11 protein-coding genes are annotated in these 14,169 nt (G+C 73.4%); 4 read left to right on the top strand and 7 right to left on the bottom strand.

Annotated elements, in window-relative coordinates; genetic code table 11:
- Positions 1-3 precede the first annotated feature (3 nt).
- Positions 4-255 (top strand): hypothetical protein, encoded by a 252-nt coding sequence (locus K8625_RS23135; RefSeq protein ID WP_223751933.1) that lies wholly within the window; start codon positions 4-6, stop codon positions 253-255.
- Positions 256-258: 3 nt separating this feature from the next.
- Here K8625_RS23135 and K8625_RS23130 read toward each other — a convergent pair whose 3' ends face one another.
- Positions 259-729 carry a helix-turn-helix domain-containing protein gene (locus K8625_RS23130; RefSeq protein ID WP_324289143.1) on the bottom strand — a complete coding sequence of 157 codons (471 nt, stop codon included), beginning with the start codon at positions 727-729 and terminating at the stop codon, positions 259-261.
- Between the two features lie 560 nt (positions 730-1,289).
- Between K8625_RS23130 and K8625_RS23125 the strand changes: the two genes are divergently transcribed.
- Together K8625_RS23125 and K8625_RS23120 are read left to right on the top strand one after the other, a co-directional pair.
- Positions 1,290-2,429 (top strand): protein kinase, encoded by a 1,140-nt coding sequence (locus K8625_RS23125; protein ID WP_223751934.1) that lies wholly within the window; start codon positions 1,290-1,292, stop codon positions 2,427-2,429.
- 119 nt (positions 2,430-2,548) lie between these two features.
- Positions 2,549-2,920 carry a response regulator gene (locus K8625_RS23120; RefSeq protein WP_141323501.1) on the top strand — a complete coding sequence of 124 codons (372 nt, stop codon included), beginning with the start codon at positions 2,549-2,551 and terminating at the stop codon, positions 2,918-2,920.
- Positions 2,921-2,939: 19 nt separating this feature from the next.
- Here K8625_RS23120 and K8625_RS23115 read toward each other — a convergent pair whose 3' ends face one another.
- Both K8625_RS23115 and K8625_RS23110 read right to left on the bottom strand, forming a co-directional pair.
- On the bottom strand, positions 2,940-5,336 hold the full coding sequence (locus K8625_RS23115; RefSeq protein ID WP_370641952.1) for a PAS domain S-box protein: 2,397 nt from the start codon (positions 5,334-5,336) through the stop codon (positions 2,940-2,942).
- 166 nt (positions 5,337-5,502) lie between these two features.
- Positions 5,503-5,754 carry a hypothetical protein gene (locus tag K8625_RS23110; protein WP_143097427.1) on the bottom strand — a complete coding sequence of 84 codons (252 nt, stop codon included), beginning with the start codon at positions 5,752-5,754 and terminating at the stop codon, positions 5,503-5,505.
- Positions 5,755-5,970: 216 nt separating this feature from the next.
- Between K8625_RS23110 and K8625_RS23105 the strand changes: the two genes are divergently transcribed.
- Positions 5,971-6,660 carry a response regulator gene (locus K8625_RS23105; RefSeq protein WP_223751937.1) on the top strand — a complete coding sequence of 230 codons (690 nt, stop codon included), beginning with the start codon at positions 5,971-5,973 and terminating at the stop codon, positions 6,658-6,660.
- Between the two features lie 12 nt (positions 6,661-6,672).
- Here the strand turns inward: K8625_RS23105 and K8625_RS23100 are convergent, their stop codons facing one another.
- The 4 genes from K8625_RS23100 to K8625_RS23085 all read right to left on the bottom strand — a co-directional run bounded on the left by K8625_RS23100 (position 6,673) and on the right by K8625_RS23085 (position 14,129).
- Positions 6,673-9,816: a bpX6 domain-containing protein gene (locus K8625_RS23100; protein WP_223783921.1), complete on the bottom strand. Its 3,144-nt coding sequence runs from the start codon at positions 9,814-9,816 to the stop codon at positions 6,673-6,675.
- Positions 9,816-11,744: a hypothetical protein gene (locus tag K8625_RS23095; RefSeq protein ID WP_223751939.1), complete on the bottom strand. Its 1,929-nt coding sequence runs from the start codon at positions 11,742-11,744 to the stop codon at positions 9,816-9,818. The genes K8625_RS23100 and K8625_RS23095 overlap by 1 nt, the downstream gene beginning before the upstream one ends.
- Positions 11,741-12,196: a hypothetical protein gene (locus tag K8625_RS23090; protein ID WP_223751940.1), complete on the bottom strand. Its 456-nt coding sequence runs from the start codon at positions 12,194-12,196 to the stop codon at positions 11,741-11,743. Before K8625_RS23090 ends, K8625_RS23095 begins: the two co-directional genes overlap by 4 nt.
- 748 nt (positions 12,197-12,944) lie before the next feature.
- Complete coding sequence (locus tag K8625_RS23085) at positions 12,945-14,129, bottom strand: AAA family ATPase (protein ID WP_223783920.1); 1,185 nt, start codon at positions 14,127-14,129, stop codon at positions 12,945-12,947.
- Between the last annotated feature and the right edge of the window lie 40 nt (positions 14,130-14,169).

The raw sequence follows: 14,169 nt of genomic DNA, 5'->3' as shown, positions 1-14,169 counted from the left end.
GAGATGATCGCCCCGCCTTCCCTCCGCATCCTGCGAGGTCGCCTGCTCCAGCTGCTGCTGGGCGTGTTGCTGGTGCTGGTGGCGCTGAGCTTCATGCCCGCCGCCTCGGCCGAGTCCACCGCGCGGGGCGCGCTCACCGCGGAGCAGACACGGGCTCCCCGTGAGACGCCCACGCACCCGGGGGAGTCCGTGCGCCCCGGAGCACCGCTCCCCGAGCGCTGCCCGGCCGACACGCTCTGCCTGCCGAGCCGCTGACGCTCAGCGCTGCGGCAGGATGGCGGCGGCCACCTGGTTGACGAGCTTGAGCTGTCCGCGGGACATGCGCCGCAGCGTGCGCAAGAGGCGCCGCATCTCCGGCAGGTGGTCCTTGTCCCGCGAGTCCTCCTCCCACAGCGCCGCCCCCACCGAGGCCGCCGTCACGAGCCCCAGCCCCACGTCCGCCGACAGCCGCAGCGCCAGGCAGAGCCGGAACAGCGTGGGCACGCTGGGCATCATCTTCCCGCGCTCCATCCGCCCGTAGACCTCCGCGGCGATGCCGATGCGCTCGGCCACGTCCGCCTGGGTCAGCCCCGCGCGCATCCGCGCCGAGCGGGCCTCCTCGCCCACGCTCACCGCCAGCCGCCGCTCCAGCTGCTGACGCGACTGACGGGCACGGTCGCTCGGTCGGCCCTTGCTGGACGCGCGGGACGACTTGCGAGGGGTGGAGGAACCTGCAGGGTGGGTCTTCACCGCGTCAACCTTGTGAGTTCGGACCGAGGCCCCGGCCTGCACCGCCTCAGGCCTCCCTCGGACGTGTGTCCGGACCGGCTTATAACCCACCACGTCATCAGGCGAAATACCGATACGCCGGGTAGTCCTCGGACCCGGGTCCAGCCCTCCCGCCGCCCCTCCCACCCCGGCCTCGCGCGTCCACCGCCCTCCCCCCGCCGCCCCTCGGTGGGCCTCGCTCCATCCGACCTGGGACGTCCAGCGTCCACCGCTGGACTTCCCTGGCCATCCGGGACCGCCCTCCCAGGTCCTGGACATCCCTCGGAGCCCACCTCACACCTCCCATTCGCAAAACTGAAAATCAAGACTTCGGCCCCAAACTGTTCAAGGTCGGAAACAGGAACCACCCCGGGCAGGGGCTCCACCGTCAGCGGACGGATGGCGCGCGAAAGGAACGGGCGCTGGGAGCCGGCCGCGGTGGACGGGGCACGCACTACCCATGGGGTGACTTCCAGCCGGAGGACGAACATACTTTTCACGGTGCGCCCACGGGCCCATCGCCGTCGCAAGGAGAGCCGACCATGTCGCCCCCGTCGTCCGACGCCTCCATGCCTCCGGAAGTCCTGCTGCGCTCCGGCCGCGCGTCGTATGAGTTCGTGAGGTCCTTGGGGGCCGCGCACCATGGGGAGCTGCTGCTCGCCCGTCGTCGCTACGAGGCGGACTTCTGCGGCTACGCGGTCATCAAGCGCCCGCTGGGCGAGGACGCCGCGGCCATCCACCGGCTGCTGGAGGAGGGCCGGCTCACCGCGCTGCTGCACCACCCCAACGTCGTCTCCGTGCACCACCTCAAGGGCCCGGACGACACGCCGGTGCTCGTCTTCGAGCACACGCCCGGCCACCGGCTGGACGCGCTGCTGGAGGCGTCTTCCCGCTCGCACCTGCCCTTCTCGGAGGGCTTCGCGCTCTACGTCGCCGCCGAGATCGCCGAGGCGCTCCACCACGCCCACACCCTCACCGACGAGCACGGCCACCCGCTGCGCGTGGTCCACCGCGACGTGGCACCCCACAACATCCTCGTCACCGAGCACGGCGCGGTGAAGCTGCTCGACTTCGGCGCCGCCACCTGCGTGTTCTCCGGGGACGCCGCGCGCGCCGCGCCCCCCGTGAGCCTGGCCTACGCCGCGCCCGAGCACGTCGCGCGCCAGCCGCTGGACGGCCGCGCGGACCTGTTCGGCCTGGGGCTGGTGCTGCTGCAACTGCTCACCGGCCGCCACCTCTTCGAGGGCGCGGACCGCTTCGAGGCCGAGCGCCGCCACCGCCACGAGCGCGCGCTCACCCAGCCGCCGTCCGACGCCGGCGAGGCGCTGGAGGACGCCATGAAGAACGCGGTGGGCCTGGCCGCCGCCCGGGAGCTGCGCCGCCGCATCCGCGCCTACGGCCATGATGATTTGGAGGACGCGCTGCGCTCGGTGCCGGCGGCCTTCCAGCCGCTGCTGAGGGGCACGCTGGCGCCGGCGCGCGAGGAGCGCTTCTCCACGGGCGCGGAGCTGGCGCGGGCCCTGCGGCTGTACGCGCGCCGCGCGGGGCTGGTCTTCGGCCGGGCGGAGGCGCTCGCGGAGGTGACGGGCCTGCGCTACGCGGCGCTGCGCGTGCAGGCGGGCGAGTCCCCGGAGGAGGTGCTGGAGGACAGGCTGCTGCCGGAGGAGGACCCCGCGAGCTGAGCTTCGCTCACCTCCGAATCGCCCGATGTTCACGGGTGGACACCCGGGACGTCCACGCGAGGACGTCTCGACGCGCCGCGGCTGGCGGATGTCGGACGCCGGTACGAGGCTGAGTCTCCATGTGCACGCCCAGCCTCGTCCTCCTGGTGGAAGACCACGTCGACAGTCGGGAGCTCCTGGAGGAGTTCCTGACCCTGGAGGGCTTCGCCGTGGAGACGGCCGGCAACGGCCAGTCCGCGCTGGAGCGCCTGTCGCGGCCGCCCTGTCCGGACGCGGTGCTGCTGGACCTGATGATGCCGGTGATGAGCGGCTGGGAGCTGATGCGCCACGTGCGCGAGGATGACCGGCTCAAGCAGCTGCCCGTCGTCGTCGTCTCCGGCGCGGGCAACCACCAGGCCCTGCCCGAGGGCATCCAGGGCACGGTGCCCAAGCCGGTGGACCTCTCCGAGCTGCGCGCCACGCTGGCCCGCGTGGTGAGCACGCAGGGCTGAAGGAGGCCCCCGCCCTGCCTCAGGCCGGCGGCGCGCGCGGCAGCGTCACCCGGAACACCGTGCCAGTCTCTTGCGTGGACGTCACCTCGATGTGGCCCCCGTGGCCCTTCACCACCTGCTCGACGATGTAGAGCCCCAGGCCCAGGCCCCCGCTGTTGCCGCCTCCCTGATGGCTGTGGCCCGCGCGGCGGAACGGGTCGAACAGGTGGGGCAGCGCGTCCGGGGAGATGGGCTCGCCCGGGTTGTGCACCTCCAGCACCACCGTGTCGCCCTGGTCCGTCAGCGTGAGGGTGACGGGCACCTCCGCCGCGCTGTACTGGAGCGCGTTGCCGCCCAGGTTGCTCACCACCTGCAGCAGCCGGTCCGCGTCCCACTGCCCCTCGTAGCGCCCGCTGCCGCCCGCCACGCGCAGGGTGCGCTCCGGCCACGCGGCCTCCAGCTCCTCCACGCCCTGGCGCACCACGGCGCGCAAATCCCCCGCGGTGCGATGCACGGGGATGCCGCCACCCAGCCGGCCGCGCGTGAAGTCCAGGAGCTCCGAAATCATCCGCGTCATCCGCGCGCTGGAGCGGGCGATGCGCGTGACGAGCCGGCGCTCGCGCTCGGGCAGGGCCTCGCTGTGCAAGAGCTGCGTGGTGGACAGGTGGATGGCGTTGAGGGGGTTGCGCAGGTCGTGGCTGACGATGGCGATGAGCCGCTCGCCGAAGCGCGCCGCCTGCAGCGCGGCCTCCTGGGCGCGCCGGCGCTCGGTGACGTCCGTCAGCGTGGCCACGCCCGCGATGATGTCCCCGTCCCTGTCGCGGATGGGCGCGCTGGAGACGAGCACCGTCATCGAGCGGCCATCCTCGTGCCGCAGCATCCCCTCCTCGCCCTGCACCACCTCGCCCGTGCGCAGGCTGCGCGACAAGGGCCACTGCTCCGGCGCGTACGGGCGCCCGTCCAGGTGGCAGGCGCCGTAGTCCCCCGCGAAGGCGTCCACGTTGGACATGGGCTGGAACGGGCGGCCGGTGAGCGTGGAGACCTGCCGGTTGGCGAGCGCCAGCCGGCCGCTGGCCGCGTCCGCGATGACCACGCCCGCGGGGAGCTGCTCGAGCACCGCCGCCAGCCGCGCGCGCTCCGACTCGATGGTGGACAAGAGCCGCTGCCGGTCCGTCTCCACCGCGCGCCGCTGGGTGATGTCCATCACCGTGGCCACGCGCTGGGACACCTTGCCCGTCTCGTCGCGGAAGGCCGTCACGTGGGTGAAGGCGGGGAAGCGGCTGCCGTCCTTGCGCAGGTGCAGGGACTCGTACTCGTGCGAGGGCTTGGAGCGCGCCGCCGCCGCGTGACGCGGGAGCATGCCGCGCGCCTCCGGGGCGATGACCGTCTCCAACGGCTTGCCCACCAGCTCCTCGGGCGTGGCCCCGTGCATGCGCGCGAAGGCGGGGTTCACGTCCAGCAGCACGTCGTGCTCGCCGGCCACCACCACCACGCCCACGCCCAGGCGGAAGAAGACCTCCTCCCAGCGCTTGAGGCCCGCCTCGCTCTCGCGAAGCCGCCCCAGCGACACCTCCGCCTCCTCGTGGGCCTCGCGCTCGCGGGCGTGCGCCTGCGCCTGCGCGAGCAGCGCGGTGGCCCGGTTCGCCATCGCGCGGAACAACAACAAGTCCTCCTCGGACAGCTCGCTGGTGGCGCGGCTGCCCATCAGCGCCACGCCGATGAGCGCGTCGTCGAGCACCAGCGGCACGCCGTACAGCGCGCGCACGTCGGAGGTGCGCACCACGTCCGAGCGGGCGCGCACGTCACGGCTCGCGTCGTGCACCAGCAGGGGCTTGCGGGTGGCGGCGATGGTGCCGGCGAAGCCCTGGCCCACCGGGACGCGCCCCCCCACGTCCACGCCCTCACCCACGGCGCTCTCCACGCGCAGCAGGTCATCGCCCTCGCGCAGCAGCACCACGGCCACGTCCACCGCGACCACCGTCTCGCGCAGCACCTGGAGCAGCCGGGGCAGGAAGCCCGCCACGTCGGGGCTGCCCAGCGCCGCCGCGCTGATGCGGTCCAGCGCCTGGAGCGTGCGCTCGCGCGCGCGGGTGTAGCGGCTGACGGACGCGGCCACCGCCTCGTCCATGGCCTCGTGGAAGATGCGCTCCTCCTCCGGCCGCGGCGTGGCGCTCCCGCGCGAGGACCACAGGCTCAGCACACACGAGCGCAACAGCCGGTACTCCACCACCACCTGACGCAGGTCGAAGCCCTCGCCCAGCCGCTCCAGGGCGTGGTGGTCGCTGATGGCGCCCAGCCCCGAGGCCAGCTCCGGGCGGGGCTCGCGCATCATCAACGCGATGGTCTCCAGCAACCGGGGCAGGCCGTTGCGCAGCGCGGGGCCCGCCAGCGCCTGGGCGGCGGGGATGGAGCGCACCTCCACCTCCCAGGCCGACATGATGGCGTCGCGGTTCTTCAGCAGGAAGTCAGCCAGGGGGATGGGCAAGGGCGTGTCGGGGTGGGGTTCCGGGCACAGGGGGTGCCCCGGGTCTAGGTCACTCACAGAGCCCGGACAACCGCCGAGATGGCTTGCGCCATCCAGCCCACACTTCACGCCCTGTCTCTCACCCCCACGGGGAGGTGGGCGCGGTGACCTCCGTCAGCCGCAGCAGGCGGTGCTCCTGCTCCAGCAGGTAATGGACCCGGAAGCCCGAACCCAGGACCACCAGGCCCGCCTGTCCCGGAGACAGGGGACCTTCCAGCGGCAGCCCCGCGGCCAGCGCGGCCAGCTCCCCCTGGAGCTGCTGCCGGACCGGCGCGGAACACTCGCAGAGCGTACACAAGGCCTCGGGCATGAGCTGGAGTCGCAGTGCCATGGTCCATGTCAGGTTGACCACCTCGGCCCCCTGGAACAAGACGTGCCTGGGGTCCAAGGCACTCGTTCGTTTCCAACTTCCGCGAATCTGGATTCCCCGCGAGCCGCCGCGCGTCAGGTGCCAGGCTGTCCTCCAGCCAACGACGGGCTTCGGCGGCCGCGAGCGCGAAAAGGTGGCGCGCGCTAATGAGAACGGGTCTCCTCCCCCCCGTCCCTCATGTCTCACTCCGTACGCCATCTCCTCCTCGTCGAGGATGACCCTTCCTGGCGGAAGCGGCTGGCCGACGCCGCCCACGCGGAGGGCGTCGCCGTGACCCACGCCTCGGACGGGGTGGAGGCCCTGGACTGGCTGCGCACCCACCCGCGCGCCGGGCACCCCGACCTCATCCTGTTGGACCTGATGCTGCCCCGCATGGATGGCTGGGAGCTGTACGGGCAGCTGCGCATGGATGCGCGGTTGCGGCACCTGAACGTGCTGATGTTCTCCGAGGCGCTGCACGGCCAGGAGGTGCCGCTGGGCGGCGTGGTGGGCTACCTGCACAAGCCTCCCACGCCCGAGTCGATGATGGGCGCGGTGCGCTCGCGCCTGCGCTTCGCGGCGGCGCTCCCCTCGCGCGAGCCGGCCGGCGCGTACTCGCTGGAGCTGCGCGAGGACGTGTCCCTGCCGCTGCGCCTGTTGCCCGCGCCGGTGGGACACTCGGTCCGCATGCACCTCTTGCGCGCCGCGGAGCTGGTGGGCTCCGAGCTGCCCATGGCGTCCACGTGGCTGATGGCGCTGCCGGGCACACCTCCCGCGCTGCTCGTCTCCGTCGAGGGCGTGCGCGTGGTGCTGGACGTGGACGACGAGGCCCGCGTGCTGCGCGCCACCTCCGTCGATGTGCCGCCGGACCTGCTCACCCGCTCCTGAGCGTCCCTGTCGTCACGCGGCGACGACGTGGCGCACGGCGCCGTGCTCCAGGTCCAGGCACAGCACGCGGCCGTGCACGTCGTACACGAGCAGCGTCGAGCCGCCCAGCCGCACGCGCGGCGGCGTGTCTCCCTCGAAGGTGAGGGTGAGCCGGGCGCGCAGGACACCCCGGGCGTCGAGCAGTCGCGCGTCCCAGCCCTCCTCGCAGCGCACCACCTCCGCGCGCCACGTCGAGGTGAGGACCTGGTGCACGGGCTCACCGAGCCCGGCCTCGGAGACCCACGGCGTGGCTTGTCGGGGGATGTTGGGCGGCAGCCACAGCCAGTCGACGCGGCGGAACAGCGGCCCTTCGTCGACCATGAGCACGGCCGCGCGGGCCTCGCCGTCCGGGGTGAGGGCGCAGGAGCGCAGCCCCAGCACCTCCTCCGCCGGTCCCGACACCAGCGGCCCACGCGCGCGCAGCGTGGGGCCGTTGCGCAGCTCGTACGTCCAGCGCTCCAGGTGGCTGGTGGCGAAGCTCAGCCACGCGTCGTCCGCGGCCAGGGAGCGCACGGTGCCGGGCACCTCCGCCACGCGCCACAGGGCCCGCGCGTCGGGGGCCTGGGCGTCCAGCATCATCACCGTGTGGCCGGACACGACGAACCAGCTCCCGCCGTCGTAGGTGGGCGCCCAGCTCTCCATGGCGAGGTCGCACCAGTGCGTGGCCGTGCGCGCCATCACGTCGACGCGGGACACGCGGTACAGCTCGCCCCGGGGCGCCAGGGCCAGCACGCGGTCCGCGTGAAGCGAGGCCACCAGCGAGAAGGCGGGGACATCCAGGTGCGCGAGCCTGCGGCCCTCGGCGTTGAGCAGCACCGCGCCCGCCTCCCCCAGCGCGAGCAGCACGCGGCCGCCAGCCAGGGCCACGGCGTCGTGGACGAAGTGGGTCCCCGCGTCGGCGAGCGAGGCGGACGCGACGACGGGAGGCTGCTTCGGGTCCGAGCCCCAGGCCGGGAGGCGCTGCGCGGGCAGCGTGGGCAGGTCCGCGCGCAGGGCGCCGTCGAGCAGCTCCTTGAGCAGTCGCTCGAGGAGGTCGACGGTGACGTGCGCGCGGCCCGCGGCGCGGTCCTTCAGCAGGGCGCGCACCGTGGGCTGGAGCAGCGTCGCGCGCATGGCGGAGACGGACTCCTGTGACAGGGCCTCGGCGAAGGCGAGCCGCTCCAGGCCGCCCTGGGGCGTCTCGTCATCCAGCAGGGCCGACACGCGAGCGCGCGTGGAGGACAGGCCATCCGGGAACGCGCAGGCCCAGCGGGCCAGCAGCCGCGAACCGGTGGGGCCCCCCACTTCGACGCCGCGCTCCAGCCACCCGCGCGCCAGCTCCCGCTTCTCCACCACGGGCCAGATGACCTGCACGGCCTGCGACCAGTTGCCCGCGTCGGCGTGGTCCTGGGCCCAGAGGAGCCTGAGCGCGCGGGCCTCCTCGGGGTGCGTGCGCTCCAGCCGGAGCACCGCGTCCGCGAAACAGCCACTGCGCCGGGCGATGGCCACCGCGCGTTGGGGGTCCTTCGCGAGGAACCACTGGCGCACGACGAGCCCGGGGCCCAGGGCGCGGCCCTCGGCGAGCTCCGCCGCGAGCTGGAAGCGGCCGTGCTTCTCCAGGAAGGCGACGGCCTCCAGGTGCGCGCCGAGCAGCTCGGAGAGCACGAACACGGCCTCGTCGATGCGGCCCTCGCGCTCGAAGCGTTGGAAGGCCGCGCGGTAGCGTTGGCGCAGCGCCTCGTAGAGGTCCTCGCCGCCCGCGAAGGTGGTGGCGGGCCCCCGAGGCCCCAGCTGCAGCGTGAGCTTCTCGCGAGGCCCCGGCAGTCCGAGCGCCTCGCGGGTGTTCGCATCGGGGGCGCCTCCGCCCAGCGGCACGGCGTGGCGCAGGGCTTCTCTCAGGTCCCCGTCCTCGAACATCTCGAAGAGGCGGCGCAGGTACTCCGCCTTGCGACGCAGGAGCAGTTGGCTCAGCGGAGACTGGTGGATGAGCCATTGGGACAGGCGCGAGAACACACCCGGGCTCGGAGGAGCGGGACGCGGCCCCGGAGCCTGGGCGCGAGTGCCCGAAGGTTGCGCGTCCTCCACGGTGGAGAACAGGGACGACAACCATCGACCCAACCAGGACGGCTTTCCCGAGGTGAGCGCGCCGTCGCTCGTGGTGCCACCGCTCCCGAGCCATGCGGTGAACCGGCCAAGCCAGCCGTCCGTGCTCCCACCGGAGGACCGGGCCCGCGGCGCCGAATCACGTGCCTGCGCGCCGTCAGCACCTCCGCCGAACGCGGCGCGAAGCCGACTCCACCACCCCGCCGAACCTTCACGCCTGGCGGCGGACGAGCTCGACCTCGAACCTGGACGAGCGCCCTCTCCTCGCCCGAAGGCCGCGCGCAGTCGCGACAACACCCCAGGACGCGTTCCTGAACCATCGCTCCCGCGCCGCGACAACCCACCAGGCCGCGCCTCATCCCCCGGTCCGAGGGCCGCGCGCAACCGCGACAGCAAGCCACCACGCGCCATCGCACCACCCCGTCCGAACGCCGCGCGCAGTCGCTCCCTCCACCCCACGGGCTTCACCGTGGCGGGCGCCTCCGCCACGCGCCCCTGCATGCGCGCCAGCACCTCCTTCGCCTCCGTCGACAGCTCGGGGACCGCGGAGCCGAAGAAGGCCCGGGTGAGCGGCGCCTTCGGCTCCACCACGGACACCACGGGGGCCGGTGGCGCACCCAGTCCCCGCGTGGGCACCGCCGTCCACGCCGACACGTCCAGCCACGAGGCCACATCCACCGGCAGCGCGCCCGTCACCGGATGCACACAGGCCCGGCCTCCTCGCACGAGCACGAGCGAACCCGGCCGCGCCTCCACCCGCTCCCACTCCGCGGACGACAGCGGCGCCGAGACGAGCACCCCTCGCTCCAGCGTGAGCGCGAGGCCCGGACTCGTCCCCGCGTCACAGCGACGCGCGACAGGCAGCCGCAGCAGGTACCCGTTGGCGACCCACAGCACGGAGGCCCCCGGCGCCCACAGCGACATCACCCGCCGACGCGCCTCGTCCTCCGAGAGCAGCACCGGGTCGAACCAGAACGCCACGGCGCTCACCGTGCCCCGATGCAGGTGCTGACGTGGCGAGGGAGAAGGACGCATCACATCCCTCCCGTCGTCGCGCGGTAGAGCACCCGCCCCATCGTCAGGTCCATCACCACCAGCTCTCCACTTCGCGTCAGCCACGCGAGCAGCGGCGCGGAGTGGCTGACCTCGGCGTGTGTCACCACATCCGACGCCTTCCTCAACACGGTCTCGCGCTTCTCCGTCAGCCACAGGAGCGTGCGCTGGTCCGCGGCCAGGACGAACAGTCCCACCTGGTGCTCCGCGACGTGACAGCCGCCCACGCCCACGCCCACGACCCGCGCCCCTTCCGGCACGGTGATGTCCACCTGGTGGTCCGCGAGGAACATGCGCCACACATTCGATGCGTGTCGCGCCGCGAGCAGCCCCATGCCCTGGACCACCGGGACATCACTCGCCCAACCGAAACAGGCCTCGCCCTGCTTCACGTTCAGCACCACGTCCTCGGCGTCCCAGGTGCCCATGACGTGCAGCGACGTCCGGGGCGGAGGCGCGGGCGCATCCTCCTGCGGCGCGAGCACGAACACCGGCTTGCCGGCGTCCCCCGTCTGCCAGGGCTCACGCCTCAGTCGCTCCAGCCGCGAGCTGACGGGCACCTTCGCGCCGCCACGGATGTAGACGAGCTTGTTGCCCACCTCCACCATCGCCGTCACCGGGTAGTCGAGCGCCACCATCTCGATGCGCTGCTCGGCCTCGACGCGATACACGAGGAAGAGCCCGCCGGTGCGCGTCAGCAGCAGCACCATCTCGTGACGGCCCCGGTCCCTCCAGGAGAACAGGCGCCCCGGTCCCGGGGTCGCGGAGGGGAACGTGGGCGCATAGCCGGACGACCAGCCGCCGATGATTTCGGCCGACCCCACGCCCCGGTGGATGCGCGGCTGGGAGAGCGTGCCGTGGAGCACGTAGCGGTCCTCGCGCTCCATCAACGTGAGCAGCCCGCCATTCGGACGCCAGCCCGCGGCCAGCACCGTCTGGTTCGGCTTCACCTTGATGCGCCGGGGCTTGGGGAGGGTGGCCGTCGGCGAGGCGGGGATGGCCATCGCGGACACACTGCCATCCGCGTGGAACGTCACCAGCCGGCGGCCCTCCGCGGAGAAGTGGAACGACGTGGGCCGGTCCTCGGACAGGCGCACCACGGGCTTCGCGACGCGCGCCTGGAACGGGTCTCTCAGGAGCCGGACGCAGTCGTCCGCGGGCGGCAACTCCAACACCACCGAGCGCGCCTCACGCGACGCGGGGCGCACGTCCACCTGGAGCTTGCGCTCGCCAGGCTCCATCACCTCGCCCACCTCCACGCGAGACAACCCGCGTGCGCTCGGAAGCCGCGCCAGCCGGGCATCGCCCACGAGCCACGCATCTTCCGGAGTGGCCTCCAGCGCGAGCGCCTCACGCCACGCGGCGAGCTGCTCCTCCGTTGGCGGCGCGAGGTCCCTCGCGCCGAGCCAGGACAACACCAGCGACGACGTCACCTCGGAGTACGGGCGCTGCTTCGGAGGAGGCGCCTGGAGCACCCCCCACGTGAACGCCGCCCCCGCGGCCTCGGCGCGGCGGGCCATGACGATGAGCAGCGCCAGGTGCGCGATGCGCGGGTTGCCAAGCTGGTCCGGCCCCGCGTCCAGCAGCACCACCGTGCGACGCGCGCCCTGCGGCTGTCGGAACGAGGGCTTCAGGTACGACAGCTCTCCGAAGGCGGCGCGACGCACCAGCTCCTCGGGAGCCTCCAGCGCCCAGAGCCACTCACTGACGAGCAGTCGGTCGAACGAGCCGCGCCGGGACAGCCCGTCATATCCCTCGGGCTCACCGCCCTCCATGTTGGAGCGCGAGCGCATCCCACCCACGGCCGCCGCCAGTCGCGCGACATACGCGCCCACGTGGAGCGACAGGGGCTCGGGGAACAGCGACAGGGACTCGGCCCAGGGACTCAGGGAGGGAGGCAGCGCGCTCATGAAGCCCCGCCCTCCTCGTCCGCGAGCCACGCGGCGAGCGTGGCGCGGTGCACCGGCCGGGCCGACGCGACGGACAGCAACCACGGCCCCGAGGGCAACACGGCCCACGGCGTGCCACCGACCTCCACGCGCGAGAGCAGCGCCCGCTCCAGCACGGACACCAGCACCTCGGGAGCCAGCGCGCACGGCAGCAGCAGCGACGGCGCGGAGACGTCTCGCCCCAGGTACGTGACGCCATCCACCCACGGCAGGGACTCGGAGGCGCCCAGCAGCACGAGCACACCCCGTCCCGCGACACCACTCCACGTGGACAGCCGAGCGTCATCCGCCAGGAGCACGCGCCGGGCGAGCGCACGGGCCACGTCCCCCACGCCCACCACGGCCAGCGGCTCCAGCGGCTGCGCGCGCGGGCCCCACCGCACCGGCAGGGCCCCCTGTGTCTCACTGCTCATGCCCGTGCTCCACCCTGCGCGCCGTCCGACGAGCAACGCCGAGCGCAAGTCTGCCGCACCCGCGAAGCGCCCCACGACTCACCACGCATGTCCGTGTTCCACCGCGCGCCGCCCGACGAGCAAGGCCGAGCTTGAGCCTGCCGCACCCACGAAGCGCCCCACGACGCACCAAGCATATCCGTGCACCACCGCGCGCCGCCCGACGAGCAACGCCAAGCGCAAGCGTGCCGCACCCGCGAAGCGCCCCACGACTCACCACGCATGTCCGTGCACCACCGCGCGCCGCCCGACGAGCAACGCCAAGCGCAAGCGTGCCGCACCCGCGAAGCGCCCCACGACTCACCACGCATGTCCGTGCACCACCGCGCGCCGTCCGACGAGCAACGCCAAGCGCAAGCCTGCCGCACCCACGAAGCGCCCCACGACTCACCACGCATGTCCGTGCACCACCGCGCGCCATCCGACGAGCAGACTGTCGCACCCACGAAGTGCCCTGTCTCCCACCGCGCCTGCCGGTGTTCCACCACACGCCTCGCACCGGGCACTCCGAGCCGAAAGCCTGCCGCATCAGCGCGGCATCGTGCGCCCCACGGCGCCTGTCCGCGCTCCGCCGCACACCCGCTCATCGTCCGCTCCCGGCGAGCACCCGCGTCACGCCGCGCCTGTCCATGCTTCGACACACACGCCTCCCCACAGCCTGTCCTCGCCAGGGTCCGAGCACCGGGGCCAGAAGACCCCTCGGTGCGCCTCAGACCCCTTGCACCCGGGCCACCGTCTCGGAAGTCGCCGCCCCATTCACGGCGAGCGCCTCGGTGAGCCCCGCGCGCAGCACCTTCAGGTCATCGCTCAGCGACTCCGGAGCGAAGCTCGCGTCCATCTCCCGCGCCACGCCCTCCAGCTTCAGCCGCCAGACCGCGAGCGCCTCCGCCGAGTCCGACGCGGGCCGCTCCGCGAGCAGCGCCTGTCCCGCCTGCGCGAGCCGCTGCGCGCGCGCCCGGGGACCGGCACTCGCCTCCAGCGCCGCCGCCGCGAGCGCCGGGTTCTCCGACGAGGCCAGCACCTCTCGCAGCACATCGCGCGCGAGCGCCTGTCCCTCCTTCGTCGGCACCACGTACACCAGCGGCCACAAATCCGAGGCCGTGGGCACCAATCGCCCCGCGAGCACCCCAGCGGCCGCCACCAGCCGCTGCGCCTTCACCGCGCGCCGGTCCGACAACCCCAGCCCCGCCGCGCGCAGCGAGCGCAGCGCATGCGCCAGCTGCGGCCGGACGGCCGCGAGGTCCGCCTCCCGCGCCGCTCGCGAGAGCACATCGAGCGTCTCCAACGACACCCACCGCCCGCCCTCCGCGTCCCACGGCATCGCGCCGCCGGTGAGCAGGTCCTCCAGTCGCGGGTCCGGCACCGGCTCGACGAAGATGCGCGCCAGGAACCGGTCCGCGAACGCCGCGAGCGACTCGTCCTCCGGCAGCGCGTTCGCCGCGCCCACGCAGACGCGCAGCGGGCACTTCATCCGCGTGTGCCCCCGCCGGAACGTCCGCTCGTTGAGCAACCCCAACAGCGTGTTCAGGATGGCGGTGGAGCCGAGGAAGACCTCGTCGAGGAACGCGACGTCCGCCTCCGGCAGCATGCCCGTGGTCTGCGTCTCCACCAGCCCCTCGCGCAGCTTGCGCAGGTCCACCGGACCGAACAGCTCCGACGGCTCGGTGAAGCGGCCCAGCAGGTACTCGAAGTAGGAGCCGCCCAGCGCGCGAGCGGTGCGACGGACGGCCTCGCTCTTGGCGGTGCCGGGCGGCCCGATGACGAGCAGGTGCTCACCGGCGACGGCGGACAGCGCGATGAGCTCCACCATGGCCTCGCGCTCGACCAGCCCCCGACCCGCGTCGGAGAGGGCATCGCGGACGGCGCTGGCCGCGGCTTCGAAGGTGACGGACATGCACGAAAGCCTAACCGCCGGACTTGGCCGGCGCGAAGAG

Source organism: Myxococcus sp. AS-1-15 (assembly GCF_020037055.1).
Lineage (GTDB): Bacteria > Myxococcota > Myxococcia > Myxococcales > Myxococcaceae > Myxococcus > Myxococcus fulvus.
Note: the sequence above shows the minus strand (reverse complement) of the source record. Positions and strands in the feature narration are given on the sequence as shown.